We start from the raw sequence: 24,230 nt of genomic DNA on the forward strand, positions 1-24,230 counted from the left end.
ATTCAAAACAAACTCTCTTGCACGTATTTGCTTAGCTGGCTCACCTGGTTCATATCGGTTGTTTTCAGAATTTCCCAGACGCGGCGATCAGATAGCCCATACTCCCGCATTAATTCGCGGACCGTTGAACCAGTATTATACTTTGTGACAATGTTTTTGTTGCGTTCTTGTCTATATTGTTGTGCGAGGTTTGGAATATACAGCCGTTCGCCACCAAAGTGATTGCATAGTCTTTGGGCGCTTTGCATGCCTACCACCTCAGCAAGTGCTGCAAATGTTTGCGCGCCCAAGCCCGTCTCTGACTTCGGAAAGTCGAAGCTGCCACCGCCAAAATTCTTGGCATCCATCAGCCTGATGGCAGCAGCTTCACCGATCATACTGACCAGTAATTTAATCGTGGCTTCTGGGTCGCGCTGTGTCATGACGTGACTCTCCCATTTCGTTCTGCATCTTTTACAAGTGCGGTGATAATCTTGCCCAGGTCGCTCACATCGCAAAATTCGATACTGTCGCGGCCCAAGTTCTTTACAATCGGCTTTAAGTAAGACCATGGTCGTTTGGCCTCGGCCAGCAGTGCTTCAATCTTTTGCATACGTGGGATGCGATCAGCCCCGACTTTTGGCATTTGGTGCTTTGGTTTGTTCTTGAAGCCCAGACGCTTAAATTCATCCAGGAGCGTTTTCCGTTCTTGCCAGGTCAGGTCTTTGGATGACTCCTTGCCCGCGACCCTTTTTAAAAGTGCGCGGTAGGTGTCGTCAGCCATAGCTAGCTGAACCTTGGCAATATGTATCTGCGCCAGCTCTGCCTTGCGCAATTGCTCGGCATTTCTTTGCATAGTCATGGTGCGTATCCAATATTGACTACGTCCAGGCTTTGATTGTTTTTCTCAAAGTGGCGGCGCATAGCAGCGACGTTGTTCCAGACTGGCGAGTGAAAGAAAAATTTTCTATTGATATGTTCAAGATCGGCTTTAGGGCAACGCTTGCCACCATGCATCTTTACCATGACTGCACGTTCCTTGGGCTTGAACATGAACTTAGATACTGTTTTGCAAAAGCGCTTGGCTTCCTCAGTGCCGTCAAAAGCCCACTTCCATTCAAACTTACTATCGATATAGACCATGACCGCATAGGTCCTCGCTTTTTGAGGTTCAACGCGTAAGTTAATGTTGTATCCGTCTATTTTCAAATCCACACTTCCCCAGGTCAATGAAAGTTGACCCTCAATTTCTTTCCACTGTTCCTTTGTGATTGGCATTTGCTTCCTCCTTGGCTGCTCATCAGTACCAGGTAACCACACCTGGCAGACAAGGCGCAGAACTGCCTTGTTTCGCTTGTACGACAATTAAAGCGAATGATCCTTAACGCGGATCATTCGGGGCATTCACCTCTCGGAAGGTTACCGGGCATGCCCTGTAGCTGTTACCGTATTGCTTTGCTGATTTGCGCCACCTGCTACCTGGGCGCTCGCTATGCTGTTAAATGGTGCTGGCTGTCTCGCGCTTGCTGCGCCAGATGAACACCTTTTTCCGTGCCTCATGAAAGGCAACCAGTGCTTTGTTCTCAAACTTAAACAAGGTTGTCAGCCGGGCCAGCTCCTCCAGTCCGTCAATCAAAGGCTGACATGGCGGATTCCGGCCAGCGTCTGCTGGGTATTCCTTATAAGTGACCGACGATGACGTGCCATCGTCAGCGGTGTAGTTGATGGTCACTACGGCCTTAATGATTTTGGGATCAGTCATATTGCCGCCATGTCCAGGGGGATAGGGTCGTACTGATCAGTCTCTGCACGGCGCTCGTAGAAGCGTATGTATTGTTTACTACCGATTACCTGGACAGATTCGCCGATGGCAGTCATGGCGTTTTTCCAGCGCTGGTCTTTGATCTCCAGGCGACGCAATGCCAGGATGCGGCCATGATTGAGATTGCCTTCCTTGTCAGTTTTAAAGGCATCCTGTACCAGCACTTGAATTTCAGGGCTGCTGCCTTGGCTCCATTCCTTGATACATTCATCTATAAGGGACTTTGCGGCCTGCAGGCGTTCGTCAAACTGGATGTTCTCAGCCACTGCAAACTGGACCTTGTACTGGCCGTCAAATGAAAACAGTGTGACGTTTCCTTTCTTGCCGCCCAGTTTCGCGTCATATTGTTCGGCGCTCAGCTCAACGAATGCTGCAATGTCACCAAAGGCACTTTTTTTGAAATGCGCTAAAGCCGTGTTCACCGCGATGGCATTCTTGATCAATTCATGCACCAACTGGTCACGTTCCTTATCTATGGGCTTCACTTTCGATTCTGGCCAGAGACGGCCTTGGCTGTCTTTCATGTAACCGTCGATGGTTGCTGCTACATTGATGTCATGTTGTTGTGTGGCTTGCTTCATAGTGTTCTCTCCTGGTGTTAAACGTCTGTTGGGCCAATTGGAATGCGGCGTGGTCTGTCAGGGTTTGGCAATACTGGTTTAGGTTGTTGTTGGATCGGTGGTTGAAACAGGTTCATGCTTTTTCCTTCCTAAAAATTGGTTTAGCTGTTGGCGCGCTTCTGCTGGCATAGCAGAGCGCGGCTGCTCTGTGATTGCCTGGATGGAAGCTGGTAGGCCCACAGTGGTGCTTTGCGTTCTGTGTGAACCAGCGCCAGCATGGCCAGCGCGCTGCTGCTCCGTCCTGGTTTCCGCCTGGGCCTCGACTTTTGTTGCGTACCCGGCGATGACTTCAAGCAGATAGCCATGGCTGTTTAACGGAAGGCGCAAACCGTTGTTGCCGTGTGCGCGATTCACTACCTCTTCAAAGCCTTGTCGCCAGTAGTCGGCTGGCGCTGCCCAGAGTCGGCCATTACGTTCTATCGTGGCAGGGCTGATCATGTGCACCAGGTCGCTGGCCAAGCTGGCGACACGCTCATAACGCATCGCCGTTTTGACAGGGGCGAACAAGCCGATATAGGCCAGCATAGGGCGCAACAGCTTGCGGCCCTCTGCATGGGCATTGATCAGAGCCACCATGGCATCACGCACGCCCTGGTGCGCAAAGACGATGTCCCAGCTCAATGGGTTCCTGCATACTGGGCAGTCGAAAGTTGGCAGGCTGGACATTAGTGAACGACTCCGAAGATTTGAGCGGCGAGTGCAGGGTTATCCTGGACAAAACGATCCAGAATGGCTTTGACTGCAAGTACGTCCTTATGTCCATGGGCAGAGACAAGAGCAAAAATCCACTTTTCCATAGAGAAGGTAGCTTGCTCAAAAGCGTTTCGCTCTTGCAGGCTTTGCTGCAAGGCTGCTTCCATCTCTGAATAGGTTGGTCGCTTTCCTGCTCCCAGTTTGCTGGCGACTCGTTGCATTGCTGTTGTCATGCTAATTTCCTCCCAAGTTGGATAGTTCGGCACGCAAGCGGTTACGGTGCAGCATGGTGTTGGTGCGGTTCTGCTCCGCATATTTGCGGTTCATCTGTAATTGTTCGTCGTACCAATCCAAGTGGCGGCTCAGCTTGATATAACGGCGGTCCAGCAGCTTGATGTGTGCGAGGACGAATGCGCGTTTAACGCTGTTAATCAGGTGTTTCATGTTGCCTCCGTTTCTGCGATTTGAGGGCCACCGACTTCTGGCAGTGGCAGGGTTACTTTGTCGATGATTCCGGCTTGCTGTGCTGGTTCTGTATCTGTATCTGCCTGGCACACAGTTGGCCGCTTTGCTTTGGCCTTCGGCTGGTCGGCTTCCTGAACCGGCGCGGGCTTGTGCTGGCAGGACTGGCACGCCTGCCACTGCATCATTTGAATCGGGTTGTGGGACGGCGCTGTACGTAGTGCTGACTCCCGACAATGCACAGCGCCTACCATTGCACCTGTATGTGGGCAGGTCAGTTGCTCAAACGCTTTGCGGTAACGTATTTCCATGTTAGCTGGGCTGGCATGGCCGCTGCCATATGCGCCCAGTCCGTTAATGAAGACCGACAGTGTCGGGCGTGATACGCCCATCTTTACCGCTACGGCTGAAATACTTGTTGCCTTGGTTTCCGCATGCATGGCGTTAAACCATACGGTATTGAAGTAGTCCGGCTTTTTCTTTGGTTCATTCATCTTGTTCTCCTGCTGGCTCTTGCCACATGACTTTTCCGAGGTTGGCGTCAAACACTGTCTTGGTGCGCTGGATCATGGGCGCACGCTGGCCAGTGTTCATTTTTTTGATCAACGCAAAACGCGCTGGCGTTGCTGCTTTTCCTGACTTGGCCGGGGTAGTGCATTCGAGATAGCCCGCCCGGTGCAATAGCAGTACATAGGTCTTTGCGTTGCCTTCGTTGCACACGTTTGCTGACGTGGAAGCAAATGCAGCCAGCTCTCTATAGTTAAAATCTCTGCCTACAAAAAGCCTGCGCATGGTTCCCCACATACGTTCGTTGCAAGTGCCTTCAGTAACGACATTGCCTTTTTTGTCTATGCGCGGGGCCTCGACACCGTTATCCTTGGTCAGCTCATAGGTGTAGCGGACGCAGTTATTGCGCAATTTCACCCGGTCAAGGACTGTTATAAAACCCGCTGTAACGAGGACTTTAAAATAGTCTTTGATCGCTGAAGCTTCGACCGTGGCCGCTGCTTCAATGTCTGCCTGGGTGAATGTCTTGCCTTTTGCGTACCTCTGTTTGATGGCTTCCCACATGCGTTGGCGCGGGCTTTTGCCACCAATAATTTCAAGTTGGCTGGGTTGTCTTGCCATGCTTAAACCCTCCTGTCCGGTGCTCGGTCTGCAGGCAGGGAAATGCTTGCCAGCTCTGCGATGCCGATCTGATCCAGGGCATATAGCTGGCTGTGCTGATGTATCGCTGTTAAACAGGTCACGACGCGGCGCACGCTGCCTTTTGAAAGTGTCACCAGCTTATCCAGCACATCCTCAGTCAGCTCTACGTCTGGGCAGTAGATAGGCGTCAGCTTTTCTGCATCGTCATAGCTCACACGTTGGGCAGGCGCCCAGGCAGATACTCGGCTGTGAAAGCGTTCCCAGGCTTCCAGCTTGCGTGGCAGCATTTCTTCACCGACCAGCAGCAAAGAGCCTTGTGAACCCTCATAAATATCGCGGGTCAGCTCTATCAGGGTGTCTGATTTTGCAGCGTGATCAAACTCGTCAATGATCAGGGTGCGGCGCGAGGCGGAAAGCTGCTCGGTAACCATATCCAGCAGTTTTGATGCCGTACCACCTTTATGTGCGACGTTCATTTCAGACAGGATTTTTGAGAGCAAGTCTTTGCTGCGCCAGGCAGACAGCATCTGCACGTAATAAGCGCGGCTTTCATTCGCCAGGGAGTTAGTCGCAAAGGTCTTGCCCCATCCGCTAGGGCCGTATAAAACGCCTATGCCTGGCACACCCTGACGGCGGGTAGCCAATTGCTCCAGAGTGGCCTGCACCACGTCAAGGGTAGCGATTGCCGCGATACCGCCCATTGGCCTGGCCTTGCTTAAATTAGATTGTTTATTCATAATCATCCTTGTTTGTTAGTCGTACCATTCAGACGCAGCACGGTTGCAGCCGTGTTGCGTTGTTCTTTGCCTTCGTCCAAGCGCCTTTTTCTGATCGCGAACTCTGGTGTTTGCTGATAGCTTCCGTACCAGCGCGTTAGTCTTGCGTTGTCTATAGTTCCTCCGTTCTTTAGTAATTCATCCAGGTCTAACCATTTCTTAAATCGGTGTTCGTCACTCTCTGGAATGACCGATACATTGCTTACAGCAGCCTGTTTAACGGGGGCGATTTCTTCCGATTTGCGCTTGTCGATTAGGCGTTTCAGTTCTGCTGGTACTTCAGTTTTCGCCACTACGCCATCCAGGACGCGGGCTGCTTCTCCAGAAGCCGTTAAACCTGTGCTTGTGTGGGTGACGCTGGCTTTTGGGAGCGTGGCCAGCTTGCCTGCTGCCTCTGCCTTGTCGCGCAAGAACAAATCAACCAGGCTGTCTGTATTGACCTTCTTGGCCTTTGCTGCCTTGCGTTGATCTGTAATGTTGTTGCGTTGTACCTGGCGCGCCTTGGCAGCCAATTCCTGGCGATTGATGCCTGTCCGCTCTGGGCAGCGGGCGATACAAACAAACTTGCCTTCGTGATAAACGACGATCTGGCCCAGGTCATCCGTTAAACGCACCTGGACAGACTTGCCAGCCATCAGGCCCAGTTCCATGGCGATGAAATGCGCGTTGTCGTAGTTGATGCCTTTCTTGCCTACTACATAGGTGCCTTTGCCTGCTGGCGGGGCCAGCAACACGTCCAGGGCGCGTTCATCTTCGATGCGGTAGGTGTCGCCAGTCCATGCAGCAGCCTTGGCAAACGGGGACATGCCCAAGCCTTCATGTTTATCCTGTTCGTAAGTACCTTTTAACCAAAGGTTAAGGCGTTCCTGCAGCAGTGCCGCTGGCATGGCCATTTCAATCGGCGTTTTGTCCTTGCTAAACAGGCGCTCTGCGAAGCTGGTACGGGCCTCGATGGCGCTGCGCTCGGCCACGTTATGACCTATGAAGGCTGTATATGCCTCCATTACGGAGTGCAGCATGGTTTGATTCATGCGTTCAACGAATGGTTTTTCCCAAGGGCTGAATGGATTGGTACGAACTTGCTCAATGTTCAAAGTTTGCAAGGTGCCGACAAAATCGCGGCCAATGTAGTCCTTGCCGTTGTCGGTCACGATGACTTCTGGCACGCCCCAGCTCAGCAGGGCCAGCCTTAGCGCCAGCTTGTGTGTCTCGGCCCTGGGAGTCGGTGACAAGACCATAATGGCGCGGCGGCTGTACACGTCGATGATGACGGACACAGAATAACGACGCAGGCCACCATCCTCGGTCTTGAGCATCCAGTCTGCTGGGGTCGAATCCATTTCCCAGCGTTGGTTCAGGCGTTCCACACCCTCGGACGCATCGCCGAATGCCACCATGCGTTTGTTTTTCCATTCGTCTGGATTGGTCGATGCCATGAAGAACTCTTCATTTTTCGTCTTCCAGGCATTGCAAAATCTGGTTGTCGCAAAATACGATGGCGCGTTAAACAGCACCTCGCCTGTAGTGCGATCAATCGCAGCCGTACCCAGCAAGTCGGTCAGCGTCTTCATGGTAATGGTTGGGCGCTGGATCAAAATGGCAATGGCGGTCTTTTCCAGCTCTGGCTGGGTCGTGAATACATTCACGTCTTTACGCGCCTTGCCTGTCCAGCCATCTATGAGTCCGGCCATGCCTTCTTTATTGAATTTCAGTACCCAATGCTCTACAGAACGGCCTTGCAAGGGCTGGTACTTCTGCAGCAGTGCCACGTCCAGGTTAATTTCATTGGCGTTAAATGCATCTGCATACGCCCAATAGCTGATCTTCTTGCCCATAGGGTGGGCGGCATACCAGGATTCCCAGCTTTTAACGATGGTGTAACGGCTGTCAAAACGCACTTGCTGTGCTGGCGCGTGTATCTCTGCAACCTTGCGCAGGCTCAATTCTCCCTTTTGTCGGGTTGCTTGCAGTTCTGCTGCAGCCTGAGCGCGAACCTGGGCGACAATTGCCAGTTCTTTTGACGCGCATGCGCCGCGCTGGTGGATTTCCACGCGCTTGGCTACGTCTCTGGGTAGGTTCGCCAGTTCAAACAGCTTACGTTTTCCGCCACGGCCTGTAACAGTTGAGAATGCCCAGCTTTCGCGGTTTGCGCGCTTCTCGACAGCACTTTTGGTAACTTTTAACGCGGCTGAAATGATGTTGAAGTCGATGCTCATTTTTGGCCCAGGCGTTTTAACGCTTCAGATGACAGTTTTTCTGCTGCGCCTGCTGGCAGATGGTTATTGATATGTTTTTGGCGTTCTTTGATGGCCTTCTCTTGCATGGCCAGTGCGCCCAGTTCGGCAACCATGGCTTCCTCTCCGCGCAGGATGCGGCAACCGCATGCGTCAGCGATGTATTCAAGCAGGCTGTAATCACCTGTTGCTACTGTCAGTGCGGGCAGGGCTTCGAGTGGGAAGCGTTTGCCCTCTGCTGAGTTGGCGCAATATTGATCCAGCATGTCTTTTGTCAAAGAGCGATTGCTAAGACGTGATATTTTTGTAGCTACGTCAAAACGGTCATGGCCTGCGACTTTTGCAGCAGCCAGCGTATCGACCAGCACATCACGTACTGCGTGTGCCACATCCAAAGAACCAGCTTCATTGGATGGTGTGGCAGGGACAGAAAAAAAGTTAATCTGCATTTGACCAGCCTGGGGAAGTGAGCGACGGCGTACCATGGTCAATTCCTCACAGTAACTTCAACATTGCATTGCGCAATGGGAGTGTTAAACTTCTGTCTAGCAGGTTTGATATAGGTTGCACGTTGACGTGGCGCTGCCAGTTTCTTTGGCGTGCCGTCTGCGTTGTACCTGGATGGCCAGATTGCTTGTGGTGTTTCGCCAATGGCCTTGGCAATGATTGCCTCAGCTTTTGGGTATTGCTGATTTAACGGGTGGCACATAACGCCAGCTACATAGCCATTGGCTACCGCCAATTTGCGCAGTGTCCACCCAGCTTTTTCAAGTGCGGCTTTAATGTCTGCGCGATGCCAGTCTTGTTGCTTTTCTTTCGCGAGTGAAGGTTTCATGGCTGGTTTTCTTAAGTTGTTTAACTGTGACATGTGACACATCTTACACATACAAATGTATGCGCGCAATATGTATTTGTAGTTCTGCGCTTAATTATTTTGAATAATAAACATACAAATGTATAAGTAATTGATTTTAAAGCTTATTTTTATAAGTGCGGAAAGGATGTGAAAGTGCGTAATTTGTTCCGCACTTAACAAGACTGATATGGATGAAAGCGCGGAACTGTCTGTTGGCAGTAGATTGAAATTATTTAGAGAGTTTCTGAAGTTGACCCAGGTGCAGTTAGCTGCCGCCATAGGGGGTACTGCTATCGCTATTCAGGGGAACGAGTCTGGACGTTCGATGCCCAATAGCAAATCTCTGATCGGCCTATACAAGCTAGGGATGGACATCAATTGGCTTTTGACTGGAGAAGGTCAGATGGTGCTTGCTAAGCAGCCGTCCAATATAAGCGCTGCTGAACTAGGTAAGTTCGCAGATGCAATGGAAATCATCGACCTGTACTTGGTAAAGACCGGAAAAACACTATCGCCGGATAAAAAGCGCAAGGCAGTTGAAGCGCTTTATAAGCTGTCTGAAGGTAAAGCAACGATTGATGCATCTTTTATCGAAATGATTATGCAGTTAGCAGCCTAGCTGCTTGTTACATTAGTTTGAATGTTTATGTCTGAAAAACCAAAAGCAAAAATTTTTTCCTTTCCAAAGCAAAAGAGCGATTTAACGCAAGTTAGCCAAGAAAATGCCGTATTTGACGAACTAAAAGCTATTTTGCTTGGGGACGCCCAGGCCACCACGCAGGAGAAAACAGCGGAATTGAAATCCACTGGCACGAATGAAACCGCCGGAGTTTCCCCGCCAGGGACTGTGATCAATAACATCAATATTCACGGCGGTAATAACCAATTCGCGCCAGGGCATTTAACTGTAGCAGATGAAAAAAACAAGCCACCAAGCAGAAGAAAAGCAGATTCTGCTAGACGCTGTGCTGCAAATGAGATTGAAGTATTTGCTGACGCCATCAACGCAACGCAAAAGTTACAATTGCGGAAATTGCGAGACGAAATTGTAAAAGTATCGACGGAATGTGGCTTTCCTAAGCATCCGGCGTCGATCATGAGTGCGTTAAATTCAACGATGGGCGTTCGCAAATACGATCAGATTGTCGCTAGTGAATTTCCTATTGCGCGGGCCTATTTAACGACTATGAAAAGTGTTTTTTCGGAGCGTCTGGATTTTCATAGGAAAAGGGAGGAATTGCGCCGCTATATGATCCAGGTAGTCACTGAGACACATCGTAAGACTCAGGCCGCTGGCGCGGTGGGCTTGCTTGGCGCGTTAGACACACTCGCGTTCTCAGAACTTGAAAAGATGTACGACCTGATAATAACTGATCTTATTTAATCAAATAGTGCAAAGTTATTTGCAAATTACATTCAGAAGTTTGTCAGTTTTGATTGGAAATGTTCAAAACGTTAAAAAGCCCTGAATCGGCTGGAAACGCTGTATTCACGGGCTTTTTTGAGTTTTCTGAGGCTTTCTTGGATATTCAATATTAAGCACTCCCCCACAGTTCGAGTCCCACCACGCGCACCAAGAGCACCAAGAGCGCGTCAGTAAAGCATATGCGTGCGCGAGCGAGTTTGCGTCCACAAAGCATGTGGCAGAATAAATTTGAAAGCGTGGCAGAGTGGATCAATGCACCTGTCTACATACAGCATCGCTGTCGGGGGCCGTGAGTTCGAATCTCACCGTTTTCAGGTAAATGGAATGGCAGGTCAGAAAAGTTTTCTAGCATTGCCCTTGGCGCTTGCAATATTTTTATATTTTTGCACGCCCATCGTTGTTAAAATGCGGCCCTCTCTGGTATTGGCGTGTGCGTGCATTTCACTTTCGCTCCCACTGTCAATCTCATTGAGAGCAGGGCATTGCTGCTGCATTTTGCGCAGTGCGCTCTCCCACATTCTTTTTGAAAGCTCATACTGATGCGTTTTTTGATTTTCCTTATTAGTCTTGTGGTTCTTGGAAAATTCTTGTTTGGTATGGGGCAAGAGGGCTATCAATCCACAGTGAACGATACCAAAGCGAAATATGCCGTAGAGCGTATTCAGGAAAAGCTGCCCATCAAATTTGAGAACGGTGTGAAAATTGAGAAGGCAGAATACTTTGACCATACAGTCAGCCTGTATTCGACTGAGGGATGGAAGCGGGAGATCTCTACCGAACAGCGTGAAGAATTTAAACGAGTGCTGGTCCAGGCTTACTGCAAGGGCAAGATGAAAACCTTGTCGGAAGCAAAGCTCAGGATTGACTACGTCTTCACTACGCAGGCGCGTTCATTGAATGACTTGTCCACCGACACCTGGAAAGTTGCCCTGCAACCGGGCGACTGCAAAGAGCAGCACAGAATCAACTGATACTGACAAGAAAGCGGTACTCTGGCCTGGCCAGTGCGTACTGTTTTTTCTTGCCGCCATCAGTTCAAATGAAAAGACTCAAAAAACGCAGCAATCCTGGGTGAATGCTCTTCGCTTTTTGGCCCCCCTGCCTCGATGAGGTAGACGGTTTTTCCGGCCAGGAAAAATGTCACTTTCTTGATCTCTCCCTTGGCAGACAAGACCATGCTGCGCCCCGCGTTTCCCTTTAGCATGGTGGTGTTATCTTCAATGACGATGGCTTTAAGATCACTGACGATGCCATCCCTTATTCCTTCAAGGAAGAGACCCGGTTCGTCTGGTTTGCTGGCAAGATCGAAATACGTAATGGCATACTGGAGCTTGCCAGCACGCGATAAATAGGTATGGTGATTGCTGACCCCGGTGGGTGCTGCAAGCCGTTGCTCGACAGGCTCGCCGGGCATGCTGATACTGAAGTGCTGTCCTGGTACAGAGAGTTCTGTCAGTGCCGACTCCGGGGCAGCGCTTGAGCGACTGTTCATATAAGACGCATAGCCAAATTCAGCCAGTATCAGCACGACCGTCAACATGATGACATTGCTCATGTCATGATTGGATTCTGGTATCGCCTCTTTGCAAGCTAGTAAACCTATCTTGTAACCCTCGGCACGCAGAATAGCTCTGGCGCGCAGATTGATGGCCAGCACGGCCAGGATATTGAAAAATGGGATAAAAGCCAGGAAGCCGACGATGATTTTAAATGGCCGCCCCCAGTCAGTACCACGGTACATGCGTATCAAGCCAAATAGACTCATGACGGCGACCAGCGCTAGAAACGGAAACACCATGATCGCAGCTTGCGTGCCGCGCAAGTGGAAATGCTGTACCGACCAGACGATGCCGCCAAACATCAACATGGCCACATTGAGTAAGCGCATGCCGCTGGCAAGATTGCCTAACTCCACATAATCATTAGAGTCTTGCGCAGGCTGATGTCGGGCACCAGTCCCGCGTGTGCTGGCCGGTAACGCCGGTAACACCGGAAACGCCATGCCTATGTCGCAGCGGCTAAAGATCCAGTTGTACACAGCGCGATTCATGGCAAACACTGGCGTTGGCGCGCTGATGGTCACTGAAATCAACATGCTGTCGGTGCGCAGGCAGCAGATCAGCAGATGACTATCTTCCTCATCGCCAGGCAAGCGGCCTTGGTATTCTGTGACTATCCCCTGGACGCGGCTTCCCCAGTTCTCGCCCTGAATGGCAACGGGTTTCGCCACCTGCGTCATCTCTGGCATTTCTTTCGTCAGCATAGGCAGGCGCATACCCACCCATTTTTCTATCGACACATCCTGCCGCGCAAAGCCCTTTGCCTTTAGCTTGGTGCCAGTGGCCATATCATGCAATCGCAAGGAGCGGCTATTCTTGGTTTCGTGCCACTTACCTGGCGCATACAACTCCAGTCCCAGGCTGACGTTACGAAACTCCCTGGGACGCAAATTGGCGATGTCATGCCCAGTCAACTCGCGCTGGCTGGATGACACATGGCTTACTTCAGGCTGACTTTCTAACTTATCCCAGTCGTCCAGGCTAAGAGCCCCGGCCGATTGGCCTTGCGGCTTGGCGTTGAAAGAGTCAAATTTCATATTGCGCGTTCTTGTTATGGAAGGCAAAGCGACGCTTCGCCAAAAATCAAAGCGTGGATTAAAACATTGACACCATAATTGTGTCAAATTGTTTCATAAAATTACAAATGGAAACATTTGTGGAAATGAAATAGTGACAGGCAGGGCGATTGTTCATGCCCTGCCTGTCAACACGCCCTAACAGCATCTGATCCGTCGAAGAAGCTGCTTTATATAAACAAGAAGAGTTACTGCCTGAAATTGATAGTCACTAAGGCATTGCTGGCAAATCAAAGGTCGTCATGGGCGCCTGGTCTTCGTTGAGTATTCTGGTGACTGCATTAATAAATGCCTCTTTCCCCGGTGCCGGGCCCGGACCATAATTGCTGCGGCTGCCATTACAGATGCCGGTCAACATGGTAAATGGCTGGCCTCCTTGCGGCAGCACACTATATTCCAGGCTGAAAGTACGATAGTTGTCAGGCGGTGCCTGGCAGACGATGGCCATGAAGTACGTTTCATTGCGATACAGGGGCATGGGCATTTGTATCGTGATGATCTCGGTGCCTTTCGCCGTGTGGTCGATGAAGACGGCAATCTCTTCACTGGGGATAACATCGGCCGGGTCCTTGATGGTACTGCGACCAAAGTCGTCCCAGGTATCTGCCACCATCTTGCGCCCATCCTGGCGCAAGTGTTCTGTGAAAACGGCCGCGACATCTTCACGCAGGAAGCGAGGCAGGATAATCCGCGTCATTGCCCAATGATGGTCACGCTGCCCCGACTCCGTGGGCAAACGGATTGGCCTGCTTGATGTTTGCTGTTCTTGCTGTTCTTGTTGTTTGCTGTAAAAAGAGAACGTGTCGTTTTTAGAACTCATGGAGACTCCTGGAAAGTGATGTCGTCAACATCAGGGGTGGATGAGAAACAAGCTAGTAAAGCAAACGTCAACACAAACGCCAGATCAGGAGGGCGCTATGAAAATAGCATGGTGTTCTTGTGAAAAGATGCACAAGTCAGATCCCCCTTTTTTCTGGCGGACGCGGATTATGAGGCAGACAATTGCCTGACGCCAGTGCTTGAGATGAAAATAATCGAAGAAATTTGCAAGCTGTTTCAATGCCTCAACGAGGCTGCAATTTATTGACATGCAAGCCCGTGCCACGAAGTCATGGCCTGCATTTTGGCTTTATAATACGAATCATCAAGCCCTTGATTCTTGCTGATCAGAATCGTGTGCATGGCAGTACACTTGTACTGCTCTTTGTCAGCTTTCCACCACCCCCGCCAATAACTCATCCACCACCCAGGTCTGCAGCCAGCCGCCTATCTCGCTGGCGATTTCTGGCTTGTCTTCTGCCACCTGTTCGCAAACATCAGCAAAACGCTGGCCCTGGCTCACGCCTTGCAGGGCTTGGGCTTCTTCTTTATTCAGCGATCTAAAGCATGCCTGCAATTGTTTGCGCCAGACTATCCAGGTGGTGGGCTGTTCATTGCATGCTGGCGCAGGTGGTGTCTGGTCTTCACTCAAGGCCAGCCAGATGGCGACGGCATTGCTTTGCATGGGGATGAATTGCAGCGAACTACTGGTGCGCAAACCCACGGTTTCCCAATCGCTGATTGTGGCCAGATCAGGCAGGCCAAGGATGGGATGATCTTCTGCATCAAAGGCCAGACCGAGCGCCCATTCAAATCGCGCCAGCTCGGCCACTTGCGGGTGATCAGGAAACTGCGTGCCTAACTGCGCTGCAAATGCATCCCCAAACCAGCGCAGGTTGCGATAGGGGGAAGGGTGGTTTTCGATGTACGCTGCACATGCCTGATAAAACATGGCATCGCCCAGATAGGCATGCGTCTTGCTGAAGGCTTCAGATAGCGCATCACGCAAACGCAGGCGATATGCCTGGTAATAAATATCCAGCCGCGCATCACGGTCCAGGCCAGGTGTCACTGCCAGGTGCATGTGCATGCTGCCAGCATCACGCTGCCCCAGAATAAATAGCTGAAAATCGGATTGCAGGTACTGAGTCGCATTCATGTGATCTTTCTCTTTATGCGGCAAGTGCTGGCGACGATGTGCCGTTGCTGATGCCGTTGCAAATGCTGCGCGCCCGTTCAAGTTCAGCCACCAGTTCGGCCAGCGGCGGGATATTGTCATCACGCTCTATCATGCTGGGCACCGCACCAAAGCGGCGTATCGCCTGCGCATACAAGTCCCATACCGGGTCGGCGATGGGCTGATCATGGGTATCGACAATATGCGTGCCATGGTCACTATGCCCGGCCAGATGGATTTGCTGCACGCGTCCAACAGGGATGCCGCGCAAATAGTCCATCGCATCAAAACCATGGTTGACGCTGCTGACATAGATATTGTTCACATCCAGCAAAATCATGCTGTCGGCCTGTTCGGCGATGGCGGCGACAAATTCCCATTCGGGCATGCTGTCGCTGCTGTATTGCAGGTAACTCGATACATTTTCCAGCACCAGCCTGCGCCCTAATACATCTTGCACCCGGCGTACATTATTCACCACCAGGGCAATGGTTTCCTCGTTATACGGGAGCGGGAACAGGTCATGCATATTCTTGCCATGTACACCGGTCCAGCAGATATGGTCAGACACCCACATCGGTGCGACTCGGTCGATGAGTTTTTTCAAGTCACGCAGATAGTCTGTTGATGGCCCCTCCGGTGTGCCTATCGACATCGACACCCCATGCATGACGACGGGGTAATCAGCGCGGATGGCATCGAGCATGGCCAGTGGTTTTCCACCAGGCACCATATAGTTTTCAGACAAAATCTCAAACCAGTCCACCGCCGGTTTGTCGGCCAGAATGGCCAGATAATGATCGGTGCGCAAGCCCAGGCCAAAGCTGGCAGAGGTAGAGGGATTTGTCATGAGGTAGCGATGTGAAGTGAAAACAGAAAATGCGCTGGCTTGTATCGCCAACGCATTTCTTTGACCAGGCGAGGATGCCGGATTACTTGTCCAGATCAATGATCTTGCCGCCTTTGGCCAGGCATTGACCGGCAGCCACGGAGACAAAGCCATGGCCTTTGCAAGAGTTCTGGCCCTTGCAGGCGTTTTCGGCTGTCTTGCAATCGCTCGTACCTTTGCAGCTATTAATGCCAGCACAATGTACCTTGTCACCTGCACTGATGGTGCTGGTGCCAGCAATGGCAAAACCAGACAATGCCATGGTAGCGGCAGCAGCAGCGATCAATGCACCAGTTTGGATGGATTTTTTCATGATGTGTTCTCCGAAAATAGATGAAGGTAAAAAAAGTGGTGATAGTTAAACCAAGCTCCTTGCCTGCCATGCAAATTCGCATCAACAAACGGAACTTATGCATCAGTCGGGTGGATTTCGGATTACTTACACTTCTTTTTAAAATATTTTTAAAATTCTTCAAGAGCACTCAAATCTCTCTTAGGAGCGGCTTCAGCTGTGATTGCCTGCTACGACAGTGATCGCCAGACACGGCTGCGGTTATTCGCTGCTAAAGCCGCTCCTGTAGAAAATGTTTTCAAGGTATGCCCTTGCACTTCATACAGACCGCATATCCACTTCACATGCGCGTGACATGCTACAGGCTCGATGGTGGGTTTGAGGAACATGATGCGCTTGCCCACTTGCGCTCTATCCGGCTCGCTAATTTACTTTATTTCATTGAATACCTTCGCCCATGGAAATACTGGCCTGCCTTTGCCTGATACCCTATGCCATTCCATTTTGCGTCGCTTTCATGATGCCCAGTCGACGCTTGCTCATGGTCGTCGTCATCGTGCTCAGCGCAGCGCTGCTCTGGCAATTGTTTACCGGCCTGGATTCTTTACTTCATCCTGATATGACGAGCCCTGAGGAAAACAGCAGTGGTCCAGAGTCGGGCAGTTTTCTTATTTTCTTGCTTTACGGTTTTCCTTGCGCTGGCCTGTGGGCCGGTGCTGCAAGCCGCTGGTTTTTATGGCGTCCGGCCATGACTGCCGAGAACGGTGTAGCCTGTTTTGCGATTGCCCTATCGGGTTTTCTGGCCTTGCCGCTGCTGTTTTTTTTGTGGATATTGGCCAGGGGCTGAAACCGAAGCAGTAATATTTTCCCATTTTTTTACTACTCTCTTCGCACCGTTTTTTTTTTCCCATGTATTTTGTCCTGATAGCTCTCTTTTTCTCGCCATATGCAATGGCTTTCGTCGTCGCAGTCTTTTTACCCTTGCATCCAGTACCAGTCACCTTGGATTGCTTATCCTGAAGCTGGCTTGCATGGGTTTGTTTACAGGCATAAGTACGCGTTGCTTGCTTTGGTGGCGTGGCGATTCCCACACAAATCAGCTACCGCGTACAGCGTTCGTGCCGACAGGGTTCATGCTTTTGCCAGCAATATTTGTTGCCATTGTCTGAGCGCTGAATTGAGTTATCGCATAAGCCTGTGACTTCACTCTCACTGCATACTCACTTCACATGTGCATGGCATGCTGCTGGCCCGAGGGTGATGTGAATCAGCTTGACGCTGTATTCAACAAGCCCTTCCTACTTTTGACGCAGGAATCGCATCTTTCATGAACATTTATCTCTTTTTGGCCTTGCTGGTGTTGTATGGGCTTCCCTTCGTCCTGACTGTGGCCATGCCACGGCGCCTGGCGCTAACTATCTCTGCGCTGCTGCTAGGTCTACTATTGCTAGCTTTGATCGCCCTGTTCATGGAAGATAGCAGGCATCCGGTTGGCCGGTCGGCTTTTGGTTTTGCAGTAATATTTTGCGTGCTCGCTCTGGCGTCCCTGGGTTTTGGCGCTGGCATCACTACCCGTCTGGCGCTTTTAAGCAAGCGGGCAAGTTTGTACGGCAGGCGGGGACGTGCTGTGATCGTGCTGGCGGGGTTTACTTTTTTACCTGTAGTTGTTCTGATATGGATGTCTTGAACGGCACAGACATCTGACAGCATGTGCTGGAAGGCGGGGCTGTTGATGGACAGGGCACGCAGCGCTATCGTAGGCGCATCTGAGGCATATCCCAGTAAGTAAGATTCAGGGAAGATGGCCAGCTCCACACCCTGATCCCGGCACCAGCGCAGGTCTTCCTGTAATTGTGCCGTCGTCTTTTGCAGGTCATCAAAAAACAGGATGGCACTGGAAGGCAGCAATGCGTACGGTGTCGTTACTCATTGGTGATTGCACCTGCATTGCAACCTGGATTTGCACGCAGATTTTCATGCAGCACTTTTATGCGGGAGGATAGTGCGCACATTTAGTCCCCCAGGCGCAGCATCACCACCGAAGCATCATCCGCCTTTTTGACTGTCATGCCACGAGCACCGCCCGTTTCATGCGCGCGCAATTCCTGCATCAGTGCATCCAGCCCACGGGTGGCGCAGTCTTGCAGCAGGCTTTGCTCGGTATAGAGGTGGTAGCTGTCCACCAGCCTGTAAAAACCATCTGTCATCAGTAGCACATATCCTGATGAGTCCAGCGGGATGTGGTGCTCACGCGCCGCGAAATCCCCCTGTGGATGCAGGCAGAGTATGGATGGCTGCGTGCTCATGTTTTGCGCCACACGCCTGTCACGCAGCATAGGCAAGAGCCTGGCCCAGCGCGCCTGTTCATCCAGGCCTTCCTGTTTCAATTGCTCTATCGCGGTTTTGAGTATGCCTTCTTGCGGGTTGTCATAGGGATCTAGATCGGTGGCCTTGCCCTGCGCATCGAGCAAGAAAGCCTTGCAGTCACCCAGAGCATAGAGGCTGGCATGCTTGCCATCTGCTGGCACGCGCAACCAGGTCAGGGCGGCAATTGGCCAGGCATACGGGGGCATGGCGGCTGCTTGCAGCAAAGCCGCGTGCTGCTCACGCAGGGCCAGCAAGGCCAGCGCGATGCTGTCTGCCTGCGTCAAGCTGGGCGTAGCGATTTGTGTCAGTGCCGCAGAAAATTGCTGTACGAACCAGGCGGGGTCCCCCATGGTGTCATCGAGATAGTGCTGTCCCGATACCGAACTGGCTCCATCAAACATCAGCAAATCCAGCGTGCCGTCATCATGGCTGAGACTGAGTATCAGGTCTTCGTTGGCTTTGTTACCGCCTGGGGTGGATAGGGTAGAGAGGGTGGAGGTTTCTGTGGTGTTCAAGGCGCGGTCCCGGTGCACTATTCTGAAGGCAGAATATAGCACCGGAACACGCCCTTGGCAGTCCTGCTGCTTATTTCAACTTCCAGACAAAGGCCAGATTATTCCAGCCCGGTGTGACACCGACCTGAAAACGGCAAGCCTTTAAAGCGCGCAAGGATTCTTTGTCGATCACGCGAATGCCACTGCTGCCAGCAATCTTGGCATCCACAACGCTGCCTTTTTCATCCAGCAAAAAATTTAGCCTGACCTGGCCTTGCACTTCATCTGTCAGCGTCCTTTGATCATAGGAGGGTGCATCACAACCAGACTCCACAAAAGCCTGGCTGGCATTCATGGCAAAAGCGGGGATGGTAACCAGGGCAAAAGCCAGAGTGGTGACGACGGCATATAGACGCAAATGTGGGGTCATGATGAACTCCTCAGAAAAAATAGATTGATCGTTGAACCTGGGGCAAAGACTGCCATGTCGCAGGCAGATGACTGCAATATACGTGGCCCAGGCTGCGCAAAAAAATCACTATTTCATATAGGCATTATTCGTAAAAAGCATAATGCTGGTCGTGCATTATTCAGGTGCACGCAGGCTATATTGAATCGACAATAAACTCTCCACACCAGTGCAAAAACAGCAGCCAGGCCCCTGTTTGCCGGGGTTTATTGTCATGTTGGTGCAGAAAATATTTTTTGATAGGAGGGCGAATATTTTTGAAGTTTGTGGTTTTGTGGAGGCCTTGCACGAGACCAAGCCCTTGCATGCTCATGACCGCAAACCCGTCATGCCGGACTTGATCCGGCATCCAGTGGCTTTGCTCATGTACCGTCAACGTGCTTTCTTGCTGAGGCATTCAAACTCTGTTGTGCATTTGCGGCCAAGCAGGTGGTATGGCTAACGACACTGGTTGCCAGATCAAGTCTGGCATGACAGTGTGCGGGGCCTGTCGTCGCAGGCTAGGCATTTTATCCCTGCGGAATGCTTTGCTCGAATTTGAAATAATTGTGCGGGTCGTACTTGTGCTTGACGGTTTTCAAGCGGTCCAGGTTGGGGCCATAGTAAGCCTTTGCCCAGTTGGGTTGTTCGCGATTCGGGAAATTGACGTAGGCTTGCGGCAGTACGAATGGGCTCATGGCGGCAAAGTAGTCGCGCAGCCATTGTTGCTGTCTCTGTACCACATCCAGCTTGTCGATCGGCCCCCAGGCGGCTTCCATTTCAAAAATATAGTTGGCATTGCGATGTGGGTAGGCAGTGGCATTGACTGGCACTGTGCGCACCTTGCCACCAATGGCAAACAGGATGCCCATGTTTTCTGGCACGAGCGAACCACCGGGCCATTTCAACATCCAGCGCACCATCATTTCCATGCCCTCTGGTGACATTTTTTCGCCGACATAAGAAGAGCGCAGGTCATACATGCCATTGGGGTCGTCGGTGATCAGATAATCGCGTGCCTGCCAGTAAGTCATTTCACGAATATCCGCTTTGACAGGCGTGAGCATGTTCAATACTGGCTCCAAAGCCTTCATCGCCGCTTCTTTGCCACCGAAGAACTGGCCCAGGGTGGTGACCTGCAAATCTGCCATGGTGTAGTTGCTGCCTGCACGGCGGGGCACGATTTTGCTGCGGGTAGAAATGGTGGTGGGATTATTTTGCTGCAGGTCCTGCAAGGCAGAAAACAATTCTATCTGTTTCTGTGCAGGCCAGAGGATATTGAAAATGGTGACATTGTGCGACACATCCACCAGGTTAAAGGTGAACGAGGTATTCACCCCAAAATTGCCGCCACCGCCGCCGCGCAAGCCCCAGAACAAATCCTGATAGCTGCCCTTGTCTTCGGCCACCACCAGTTGCTGGCTGGGTAAAACAATTTCTGACGATTTCAGGCTATCGCAAGTCAGGCCCGCGTGGGTGGCAGAAAAGCCCCAGCCACCACCCAGCACTAGACCCGCCGCACCCACGGTTGGGCAACGGCCTGACGGCACAGCCAGGCTGCTGCCGCTAAAAAAGTTGGCCATGTCCTGGTTGCTGACACCTGCTGCAATCGTGCAGGTGTTCTCTTTTTCATTGACGCTGATGCCATTCATCGCCTTAACGTCGATCAGCAAACCCCTGGTGGTAGAAAAACCCGCGTAATTGTGGCCACCAGAGCGTACCGCAAAGGGCTGGCGATGATCTATTGCCCAGCGCAGGCACAACTGCACATCCTTATCATTGGCGCACATGGCAACGGCGACGGGCAGGATGTCTGCATAGCGCTGGTTGTTTGGCGCTGCGGCCATCATGTAGCCCAGCTCGCCAGGCAAAATCAGGCGACCGGCCATACTGCGTGCAAGCGCCGCCAGGTTGCGCTTGCTATGCAGCGCCGGTGCCGCGCTGGCCTCACCTGAAATACCCAGCATGCTGGCGGTGGCAAGTGCGGTAGATGTCTGCAAAAAACGGCGGCGGGAGGGGGTGGGAACCAGATCGGGGACTAAGGTGGGGACTTGGCTAGTTACGGTATCCATAGACTTCTCCTTGAGTTTGGCAAAACCAGCGTTGAATGCAGGAATGGCAGTGTGAAAAGCCCCAGGCCAGTTCGCTACCGTCCGCCTGGCGCACACTTTTGCCCGACCAGGTAAAACGCACGGCAGTTTTTTGGGAATATCCACAGCAAAAGCTTGATGCTGACGCTTGTTTTATATTGAAATTAAACCAATAAATTGTCTTTTAAAATAAACTTTATTACAAGATAAAGCAAGCTCATCCATGCAAAAAACAACTAGTGGTATTTCGGCATTGAGGAGTAGTGCTTTACGCCGGCGGCGCGATCAAGTTTGGCATGATGTGTAATTGAAAGGGGATCAGCCAATGTAAGGTAAGCGTCGTCGCTGATCGTAGGAGCGGCTGGGATCTTTGGCTGCCCAGGAAAACAAGCGAATCCTTAGTGACACGCACATGTGGCGCGTTGCATTGCACTTCCCGTTACGGCTACATCGCGGCCTTGTGTAAAAAGGCGAAGGTTTTTAAAGCCGCACCTTTAAACCCGTCATGCCGGACTTGATCCGGCATCCAGAAGTTTTGGCCGTGCACGGTCAGCGTGATTTGTGGTTCTGCTTACATCAGACGCACGGGGCTTAACGACACTGGATGCCAGATCAAGTCTGGCATGACGAGGTAGAGGGCAGTTGTCGAGAATAAGAATTGCCGTGCACTGATTTGCACATCAAAGGCGGAGTCAACTCAGATTTTCTCTGTGAAACTCTGTGCCCCCTCTGTGGTGCAGCAGGGATTTCGTGCGGCCCGCGTAGGGCGGCCCGCGTAGGGCGGCCCGCCGCGCGCCTGCGTAACGAAGACTGCTTGCAAGCAGTCTTTCCTTTCTCTGTGTTGAAAGGTCTTCACAACATCACCCAGAAAAACAAAACCCGGCCAATCCAAGATCGCCGGGTTTTTTCATTTCATCCGCCAGCCAGTGCATACCTGACCAGCTATACCAACACCATCAGTTCTGTGTCGATTTTTGCGCTTTGCCTGCTACTTTCTCAGCATTGGCTTTGTCAGTTGCCAGACGTGTTTCATTGGCTTTGACCAGGGCCGCTTTCTGGGCTGGGTACCAGGAGTAGCCTTCCATGCCGATTTCTTCGCCATTGGCGCGGGCTGCTTGCAGTTCAGCGACGACTTGGGCGCGGGTTTTTTCTACTGGCGCTGTGTCAGCAGCAAAGGCGGCAGTGGCTGTCAAAAATGTCAGGCTGGTTGCCAAAAAGAGTTGTTTCGCATTCATGATCGTTCCTATCAATATAAGTAAGTTTAAGAGTAAGCCACCTCGATGATCTTGCCCAATTGTCATGAGAAGTGAAATTTCACTTCCGATAACAACTGAATCAAGTCGTCGCCAGTAGCGCGGTGTAGAGCTGGATTTATGTTGCACTGCACCGATGGAAAGCAGTGTATGCTTTTCGGATTCAACAATAAAGTATTGAAATGGGAATATACTATTGCTGAAACAGGAACAATAAAGGACTTGAAATGGACAGATTGCAATCTATGCGCATTTTTGCCAAGGTCGTGGAGTTGGGCAATTTTGCCAGGGCAGCCTCAGCAATGGACATGTCCAATGCGGTAGTGACCCGGTATATGGCCGATCTGGAGAGCCATCTGGGCACGCGCTTGCTGAACCGCTCTACCCGCAAATTGTCGCTGACCGAGACTGGCATGGTCTATCTGGAGCGGGTGCGCGCCATCTTGAGCGATATTGACGACGCCGATGCCATTGCCTCGTATGCGGCGCAAAAGCCCAGCGGCACCTTGCGGGTGTATTCTGTACCGCATTTCGGCAAAGCGCAACTGGCTCCCTTGTTGCCTGAGTTTGCCAAAGAATACCCTGACGTCATGCTCGACATCAAGATCACTGACCATCATGTTGATCTGGTGGAAGAGGGTATCGACGTCGGCTTTTACCTCGACCTGCAAAAAGTCGATGGCAGCATGATCTCGCGCAAGCTGGCCACGTCTGAGGTCTTGCTCTGTGCCTCGCCAGCTTATCTGGAAGAGCATGGCACGCCAGCCACGCCTGAGGATATCTCGGGCCATCGCTGCCTCAACTTCAACTATGATTTTTTGCGCGACAACTGGATGGCCTTTGACAAACGCACCGGGCGCGATTCTTTCCGCAGCATCCCCATCCAGGCCAAGGTCATTAGCAATAATGCCGACGTCTTGCGCGCCTGTGCGCTGGCAGGCATGGGTCTGGTGCTGCGCACCTCCTTCCAGATTGACGATGATCTGGCACAAGGCAGACTGGTGCGCCTGTTCCCTGAGCATTGCTTTGGTGCGGTGTCGATTTCCATGGTCTACCCCAGCCGCCGCCAGTTATCGGCCAAGGTCAGGCGCTTTGTTGATTTCGTCGCCAGCAAGTTCCCACACCCTGAAGAAGACATGTGGATGGGCGGTTGCCCCTACCGCATACGTGAAGAGAAACTCAGAGAACTTGGCATCCCTCATCCTGGCAAGGTACGCACCGGCTGAGCTGCGGCACTTTGCAAAGGAGCGCTACGTGCTAGGGTACAGAATGCATGCTTGTAAGCAAATGTAAAATCGAATAGTCATACTTGTGTAACATTATTTGAATACCATATGCTGGTAGTGTCTCCTTAGGTATTGTTTGCCACGAAGTCTCCCCCTTCGTGGTTTTTTTTCGTATTTTATTGGGCGAGAGAATTCGCTTCGCCTGCGCGATCATGCAGGCAAGTAGTGCTGACATCAGCCCCTGGCTTGCCAAGTTCACAGGCTCTACCGTAGTGAGGTAGGTACGACTATCGCAAGCGCAAGCGTAATCGTACGCATGCGGGGCATACAATATCAACAGCCGGTGGATCAACAACACATGCACTGCATTGCGAGGCGGCGGCTGGCTGCCATCAACTGGAGACTGGTGGAGTAGGAGAATTGTACGATGACGGTGGGCTAATTGCGGTTACGTGAGCTGCGAGCAACAAAATCAGAAATAAGTTACAGTGAATCAGTATGCGAGCAATTGCGCTTCGCCAAT

The 24,230-nt window shown here is 51.5% G+C and carries 31 protein-coding genes, 1 tRNA gene and 1 other RNA gene; 7 read left to right on the forward strand and 26 right to left on the reverse strand.

Annotated features, from left to right (window positions below):
* Window positions 1-2: 2 nt before the first annotated feature.
* From Q8K39_RS22855 to Q8K39_RS22925, 15 genes are all read right to left on the reverse strand, one after another.
* Window positions 3-422: a Mor transcription activator family protein gene (locus tag Q8K39_RS22855; RefSeq protein ID WP_305263471.1), complete on the reverse strand. Its 420-nt coding sequence runs from the start codon at window positions 420-422 to the stop codon at window positions 3-5.
* The gene (locus tag Q8K39_RS22860; protein ID WP_305263472.1) at window positions 419-841 is read right to left on the reverse strand and encodes a gp16 family protein; all 423 of its coding nucleotides are present in this window, start codon (window positions 839-841) and stop codon (window positions 419-421) included. Before Q8K39_RS22860 ends, Q8K39_RS22855 begins: the two co-directional genes overlap by 4 nt.
* Window positions 838-1,257, reverse strand: a complete 420-nt coding sequence (locus Q8K39_RS22865; protein WP_305263473.1) for a hypothetical protein — start codon at window positions 1,255-1,257, stop codon at window positions 838-840. The genes Q8K39_RS22860 and Q8K39_RS22865 overlap by 4 nt, the downstream gene beginning before the upstream one ends.
* Window positions 1,258-1,266: 9 nt before the next feature.
* Window positions 1,267-1,335: hammerhead ribozyme type II (locus Q8K39_RS22870), an RNA gene on the reverse strand.
* 142 nt (window positions 1,336-1,477) lie between these two features.
* Window positions 1,478-1,741 (reverse strand): hypothetical protein, encoded by a 264-nt coding sequence (locus Q8K39_RS22875; protein WP_305263474.1) that lies wholly within the window; start codon window positions 1,739-1,741, stop codon window positions 1,478-1,480.
* Window positions 1,738-2,382, reverse strand: coding sequence for a DUF3164 family protein (locus Q8K39_RS22880; RefSeq protein WP_305263475.1), 645 nt, complete (start codon window positions 2,380-2,382; stop codon window positions 1,738-1,740). The genes Q8K39_RS22875 and Q8K39_RS22880 overlap by 4 nt, the downstream gene beginning before the upstream one ends.
* 78 nt (window positions 2,383-2,460) lie before the next feature.
* The gene (locus Q8K39_RS22885; RefSeq protein WP_305263476.1) at window positions 2,461-3,087 is read right to left on the reverse strand and encodes a hypothetical protein; all 627 of its coding nucleotides are present in this window, start codon (window positions 3,085-3,087) and stop codon (window positions 2,461-2,463) included.
* On the reverse strand, window positions 3,087-3,347 hold the full coding sequence (locus Q8K39_RS22890; protein WP_305263477.1) for a hypothetical protein: 261 nt from the start codon (window positions 3,345-3,347) through the stop codon (window positions 3,087-3,089). The genes Q8K39_RS22885 and Q8K39_RS22890 overlap by 1 nt, the downstream gene beginning before the upstream one ends.
* 1 nt (window position 3,348) lies before the next feature.
* On the reverse strand, window positions 3,349-3,558 hold the full coding sequence (locus Q8K39_RS22895; RefSeq protein ID WP_305263478.1) for a hypothetical protein: 210 nt from the start codon (window positions 3,556-3,558) through the stop codon (window positions 3,349-3,351).
* Window positions 3,555-4,070: a MarR family transcriptional regulator gene (locus Q8K39_RS22900; protein ID WP_305263479.1), complete on the reverse strand. Its 516-nt coding sequence runs from the start codon at window positions 4,068-4,070 to the stop codon at window positions 3,555-3,557. The genes Q8K39_RS22895 and Q8K39_RS22900 overlap by 4 nt, the downstream gene beginning before the upstream one ends.
* Window positions 4,063-4,704, reverse strand: coding sequence for a hypothetical protein (locus tag Q8K39_RS22905; RefSeq protein WP_305263480.1), 642 nt, complete (start codon window positions 4,702-4,704; stop codon window positions 4,063-4,065). Before Q8K39_RS22905 ends, Q8K39_RS22900 begins: the two co-directional genes overlap by 8 nt.
* A 2-nt stretch (window positions 4,705-4,706) precedes the next feature.
* A complete protein-coding gene (locus Q8K39_RS22910) occupies window positions 4,707-5,462 on the reverse strand; it encodes an AAA family ATPase (protein ID WP_305263481.1) in 756 nt (251 codons plus the stop codon).
* A gap of 2 nt (window positions 5,463-5,464) precedes the next feature.
* Complete coding sequence (locus tag Q8K39_RS22915; RefSeq protein WP_305263482.1) at window positions 5,465-7,717, reverse strand: transposase family protein; 2,253 nt, start codon at window positions 7,715-7,717, stop codon at window positions 5,465-5,467.
* Window positions 7,714-8,220 (reverse strand): hypothetical protein, encoded by a 507-nt coding sequence (locus Q8K39_RS22920; protein WP_305263483.1) that lies wholly within the window; start codon window positions 8,218-8,220, stop codon window positions 7,714-7,716. Before Q8K39_RS22920 ends, Q8K39_RS22915 begins: the two co-directional genes overlap by 4 nt.
* Before the next feature lie 2 nt (window positions 8,221-8,222).
* Complete coding sequence (locus Q8K39_RS22925) at window positions 8,223-8,570, reverse strand: helix-turn-helix transcriptional regulator (protein ID WP_305263484.1); 348 nt, start codon at window positions 8,568-8,570, stop codon at window positions 8,223-8,225.
* A 208-nt stretch (window positions 8,571-8,778) separates the two neighbouring features.
* Here Q8K39_RS22925 and Q8K39_RS22930 point away from each other — a divergent pair, with 208 nt between their 5' ends.
* The 3 genes from Q8K39_RS22930 to Q8K39_RS22940 all read left to right on the forward strand — a co-directional run bounded on the left by Q8K39_RS22930 (window position 8,779) and on the right by Q8K39_RS22940 (window position 10,331).
* A complete protein-coding gene (locus Q8K39_RS22930) occupies window positions 8,779-9,210 on the forward strand; it encodes a hypothetical protein (RefSeq protein ID WP_305263485.1) in 432 nt (143 codons plus the stop codon).
* 27 nt (window positions 9,211-9,237) lie between these two features.
* The gene (locus Q8K39_RS22935) at window positions 9,238-9,975 is read left to right on the forward strand and encodes a hypothetical protein (protein ID WP_305263486.1); all 738 of its coding nucleotides are present in this window, start codon (window positions 9,238-9,240) and stop codon (window positions 9,973-9,975) included.
* A 272-nt stretch (window positions 9,976-10,247) separates the two neighbouring features.
* Window positions 10,248-10,331, forward strand: a tRNA-OTHER gene (locus Q8K39_RS22940).
* Window positions 10,332-10,349: 18 nt separating this feature from the next.
* On the opposite strand, the gene Q8K39_RS22945 is transcribed toward Q8K39_RS22940, so the two are convergent.
* On the reverse strand, window positions 10,350-10,622 hold the full coding sequence (locus tag Q8K39_RS22945; RefSeq protein ID WP_305263487.1) for a hypothetical protein: 273 nt from the start codon (window positions 10,620-10,622) through the stop codon (window positions 10,350-10,352).
* Window positions 10,623-10,640: 18 nt separating this feature from the next.
* On the opposite strand from Q8K39_RS22945, the gene Q8K39_RS22950 reads away from it, so the two are divergent.
* The gene (locus Q8K39_RS22950; protein ID WP_186953623.1) at window positions 10,641-10,988 is read left to right on the forward strand and encodes a hypothetical protein; all 348 of its coding nucleotides are present in this window, start codon (window positions 10,641-10,643) and stop codon (window positions 10,986-10,988) included.
* Window positions 10,989-11,047: 59 nt separating this feature from the next.
* Here Q8K39_RS22950 and Q8K39_RS22955 read toward each other — a convergent pair whose 3' ends face one another.
* The 5 genes from Q8K39_RS22955 to Q8K39_RS22975 all read right to left on the reverse strand — a co-directional run bounded on the left by Q8K39_RS22955 (window position 11,048) and on the right by Q8K39_RS22975 (window position 15,850).
* Window positions 11,048-12,613 (reverse strand): hypothetical protein, encoded by a 1,566-nt coding sequence (locus Q8K39_RS22955; RefSeq protein WP_305263488.1) that lies wholly within the window; start codon window positions 12,611-12,613, stop codon window positions 11,048-11,050.
* A gap of 250 nt (window positions 12,614-12,863) precedes the next feature.
* Window positions 12,864-13,472 carry a hypothetical protein gene (locus tag Q8K39_RS22960; RefSeq protein ID WP_305263489.1) on the reverse strand — a complete coding sequence of 203 codons (609 nt, stop codon included), beginning with the start codon at window positions 13,470-13,472 and terminating at the stop codon, window positions 12,864-12,866.
* A 387-nt stretch (window positions 13,473-13,859) separates the two neighbouring features.
* Entirely contained in the window at window positions 13,860-14,750 is an 891-nt protein-coding gene (locus tag Q8K39_RS22965; RefSeq protein WP_305263490.1) for a DNA-binding domain-containing protein, read from the reverse strand.
* A complete protein-coding gene (locus Q8K39_RS22970) occupies window positions 14,644-15,651 on the reverse strand; it encodes a DUF692 domain-containing protein (RefSeq protein ID WP_370868670.1) in 1,008 nt (335 codons plus the stop codon). The genes Q8K39_RS22965 and Q8K39_RS22970 overlap by 107 nt, the downstream gene beginning before the upstream one ends.
* Entirely contained in the window at window positions 15,581-15,850 is a 270-nt protein-coding gene (locus tag Q8K39_RS22975) for a hypothetical protein (protein ID WP_305263492.1), read from the reverse strand. Before Q8K39_RS22975 ends, Q8K39_RS22970 begins: the two co-directional genes overlap by 71 nt.
* A 436-nt stretch (window positions 15,851-16,286) precedes the next feature.
* Between Q8K39_RS22975 and Q8K39_RS22980 the strand changes: the two genes are divergently transcribed.
* Both Q8K39_RS22980 and Q8K39_RS22985 read left to right on the forward strand, forming a co-directional pair.
* Window positions 16,287-16,676 carry a hypothetical protein gene (locus Q8K39_RS22980; protein ID WP_305263493.1) on the forward strand — a complete coding sequence of 130 codons (390 nt, stop codon included), beginning with the start codon at window positions 16,287-16,289 and terminating at the stop codon, window positions 16,674-16,676.
* A 480-nt stretch (window positions 16,677-17,156) separates the two neighbouring features.
* Window positions 17,157-17,516, forward strand: coding sequence for a hypothetical protein (locus tag Q8K39_RS22985; protein WP_305263494.1), 360 nt, complete (start codon window positions 17,157-17,159; stop codon window positions 17,514-17,516).
* A 325-nt stretch (window positions 17,517-17,841) separates the two neighbouring features.
* Here the strand turns inward: Q8K39_RS22985 and Q8K39_RS22990 are convergent, their stop codons facing one another.
* From Q8K39_RS22990 to Q8K39_RS23010, 5 genes are all read right to left on the reverse strand, one after another.
* The gene (locus Q8K39_RS22990; RefSeq protein WP_305263495.1) at window positions 17,842-18,711 is read right to left on the reverse strand and encodes a SpoIIE family protein phosphatase; all 870 of its coding nucleotides are present in this window, start codon (window positions 18,709-18,711) and stop codon (window positions 17,842-17,844) included.
* 70 nt (window positions 18,712-18,781) lie between these two features.
* On the reverse strand, window positions 18,782-19,120 hold the full coding sequence (locus Q8K39_RS22995) for an energy transducer TonB (protein ID WP_186953614.1): 339 nt from the start codon (window positions 19,118-19,120) through the stop codon (window positions 18,782-18,784).
* Window positions 19,121-19,295: 175 nt separating this feature from the next.
* The gene (locus Q8K39_RS23000; RefSeq protein WP_305263496.1) at window positions 19,296-19,556 is read right to left on the reverse strand and encodes a hypothetical protein; all 261 of its coding nucleotides are present in this window, start codon (window positions 19,554-19,556) and stop codon (window positions 19,296-19,298) included.
* A gap of 112 nt (window positions 19,557-19,668) precedes the next feature.
* A complete protein-coding gene (locus tag Q8K39_RS23005; protein ID WP_305263497.1) occupies window positions 19,669-21,210 on the reverse strand; it encodes an FAD-binding oxidoreductase in 1,542 nt (513 codons plus the stop codon).
* Window positions 21,211-22,184: 974 nt separating this feature from the next.
* Complete coding sequence (locus Q8K39_RS23010; protein WP_305263498.1) at window positions 22,185-22,463, reverse strand: DUF4148 domain-containing protein; 279 nt, start codon at window positions 22,461-22,463, stop codon at window positions 22,185-22,187.
* Between the two features lie 245 nt (window positions 22,464-22,708).
* On the opposite strand from Q8K39_RS23010, the gene Q8K39_RS23015 reads away from it, so the two are divergent.
* Window positions 22,709-23,707 (forward strand): LysR family transcriptional regulator, encoded by a 999-nt coding sequence (locus tag Q8K39_RS23015; protein WP_186953611.1) that lies wholly within the window; start codon window positions 22,709-22,711, stop codon window positions 23,705-23,707.
* Window positions 23,708-24,230: the final 523 nt, after the last annotated feature.

Origin of the sequence: Undibacterium sp., from assembly GCF_030683615.1 — a bacterium.
Taxonomy (GTDB): Bacteria; Pseudomonadota; Gammaproteobacteria; order Burkholderiales; family Burkholderiaceae_D; genus Undibacterium; species Undibacterium umbellatum.

Excerpts from the sequence above, each read along its gene's own strand:
- Q8K39_RS22855 (WP_305263471.1), bottom strand. The coding sequence starts at position 422 with ATGACACAGCGCGACCCAGAAGCCACGATTAAATTACTGGTCAGTATG.
- Q8K39_RS22860 (WP_305263472.1), bottom strand. The coding sequence starts at position 841 with ATGACTATGCAAAGAAATGCCGAGCAATTGCGCAAGGCAGAGCTGGCG.
- Q8K39_RS22865 (WP_305263473.1), bottom strand. The coding sequence starts at position 1,257 with ATGCCAATCACAAAGGAACAGTGGAAAGAAATTGAGGGTCAACTTTCA.
- Q8K39_RS22875 (WP_305263474.1), bottom strand. The coding sequence starts at position 1,741 with ATGACTGATCCCAAAATCATTAAGGCCGTAGTGACCATCAACTACACC.
- Q8K39_RS22880 (WP_305263475.1), bottom strand. The coding sequence starts at position 2,382 with ATGAAGCAAGCCACACAACAACATGACATCAATGTAGCAGCAACCATC.
- Q8K39_RS22885 (WP_305263476.1), bottom strand. The coding sequence starts at position 3,087 with ATGTCCAGCCTGCCAACTTTCGACTGCCCAGTATGCAGGAACCCATTG.
- Q8K39_RS22890 (WP_305263477.1), bottom strand. The coding sequence starts at position 3,347 with ATGACAACAGCAATGCAACGAGTCGCCAGCAAACTGGGAGCAGGAAAG.
- Q8K39_RS22895 (WP_305263478.1), bottom strand. The coding sequence starts at position 3,558 with ATGAAACACCTGATTAACAGCGTTAAACGCGCATTCGTCCTCGCACAC.
- Q8K39_RS22900 (WP_305263479.1), bottom strand. The coding sequence starts at position 4,070 with ATGAATGAACCAAAGAAAAAGCCGGACTACTTCAATACCGTATGGTTT.
- Q8K39_RS22905 (WP_305263480.1), bottom strand. The coding sequence starts at position 4,704 with ATGGCAAGACAACCCAGCCAACTTGAAATTATTGGTGGCAAAAGCCCG.
- Q8K39_RS22910 (WP_305263481.1), bottom strand. The coding sequence starts at position 5,462 with ATGAATAAACAATCTAATTTAAGCAAGGCCAGGCCAATGGGCGGTATC.
- Q8K39_RS22915 (WP_305263482.1), bottom strand. The coding sequence starts at position 7,717 with ATGAGCATCGACTTCAACATCATTTCAGCCGCGTTAAAAGTTACCAAA.
- Q8K39_RS22920 (WP_305263483.1), bottom strand. The coding sequence starts at position 8,220 with ATGGTACGCCGTCGCTCACTTCCCCAGGCTGGTCAAATGCAGATTAAC.
- Q8K39_RS22925 (WP_305263484.1), bottom strand. The coding sequence starts at position 8,570 with ATGAAACCTTCACTCGCGAAAGAAAAGCAACAAGACTGGCATCGCGCA.
- Q8K39_RS22930 (WP_305263485.1), top strand. The coding sequence starts at position 8,779 with ATGGATGAAAGCGCGGAACTGTCTGTTGGCAGTAGATTGAAATTATTT.
- Q8K39_RS22935 (WP_305263486.1), top strand. The coding sequence starts at position 9,238 with ATGTCTGAAAAACCAAAAGCAAAAATTTTTTCCTTTCCAAAGCAAAAG.
- Q8K39_RS22955 (WP_305263488.1), bottom strand. The coding sequence starts at position 12,613 with ATGAAATTTGACTCTTTCAACGCCAAGCCGCAAGGCCAATCGGCCGGG.
- Q8K39_RS22960 (WP_305263489.1), bottom strand. The coding sequence starts at position 13,472 with ATGAGTTCTAAAAACGACACGTTCTCTTTTTACAGCAAACAACAAGAA.
- Q8K39_RS22965 (WP_305263490.1), bottom strand. The coding sequence starts at position 14,750 with ATGACAATATCCCGCCGCTGGCCGAACTGGTGGCTGAACTTGAACGGG.
- Q8K39_RS22970 (WP_370868670.1), bottom strand. The coding sequence starts at position 15,651 with ATGGCTTTGTCTCCGTGGCTGCCGGTCAATGCCTGGCCAAAGGCGGCA.
- Q8K39_RS22975 (WP_305263492.1), bottom strand. The coding sequence starts at position 15,850 with ATGAAAAAATCCATCCAAACTGGTGCATTGATCGCTGCTGCTGCCGCT.
- Q8K39_RS22980 (WP_305263493.1), top strand. The coding sequence starts at position 16,287 with ATGGAAATACTGGCCTGCCTTTGCCTGATACCCTATGCCATTCCATTT.
- Q8K39_RS22985 (WP_305263494.1), top strand. The coding sequence starts at position 17,157 with ATGAACATTTATCTCTTTTTGGCCTTGCTGGTGTTGTATGGGCTTCCC.
- Q8K39_RS22995 (WP_186953614.1), bottom strand. The coding sequence starts at position 19,120 with ATGACCCCACATTTGCGTCTATATGCCGTCGTCACCACTCTGGCTTTT.
- Q8K39_RS23000 (WP_305263496.1), bottom strand. The coding sequence starts at position 19,556 with ATGCCTCAGCAAGAAAGCACGTTGACGGTACATGAGCAAAGCCACTGG.
- Q8K39_RS23005 (WP_305263497.1), bottom strand. The coding sequence starts at position 21,210 with ATGGATACCGTAACTAGCCAAGTCCCCACCTTAGTCCCCGATCTGGTT.
- Q8K39_RS23010 (WP_305263498.1), bottom strand. The coding sequence starts at position 22,463 with ATGAATGCGAAACAACTCTTTTTGGCAACCAGCCTGACATTTTTGACA.
- Q8K39_RS23015 (WP_186953611.1), top strand. The coding sequence starts at position 22,709 with ATGGACAGATTGCAATCTATGCGCATTTTTGCCAAGGTCGTGGAGTTG.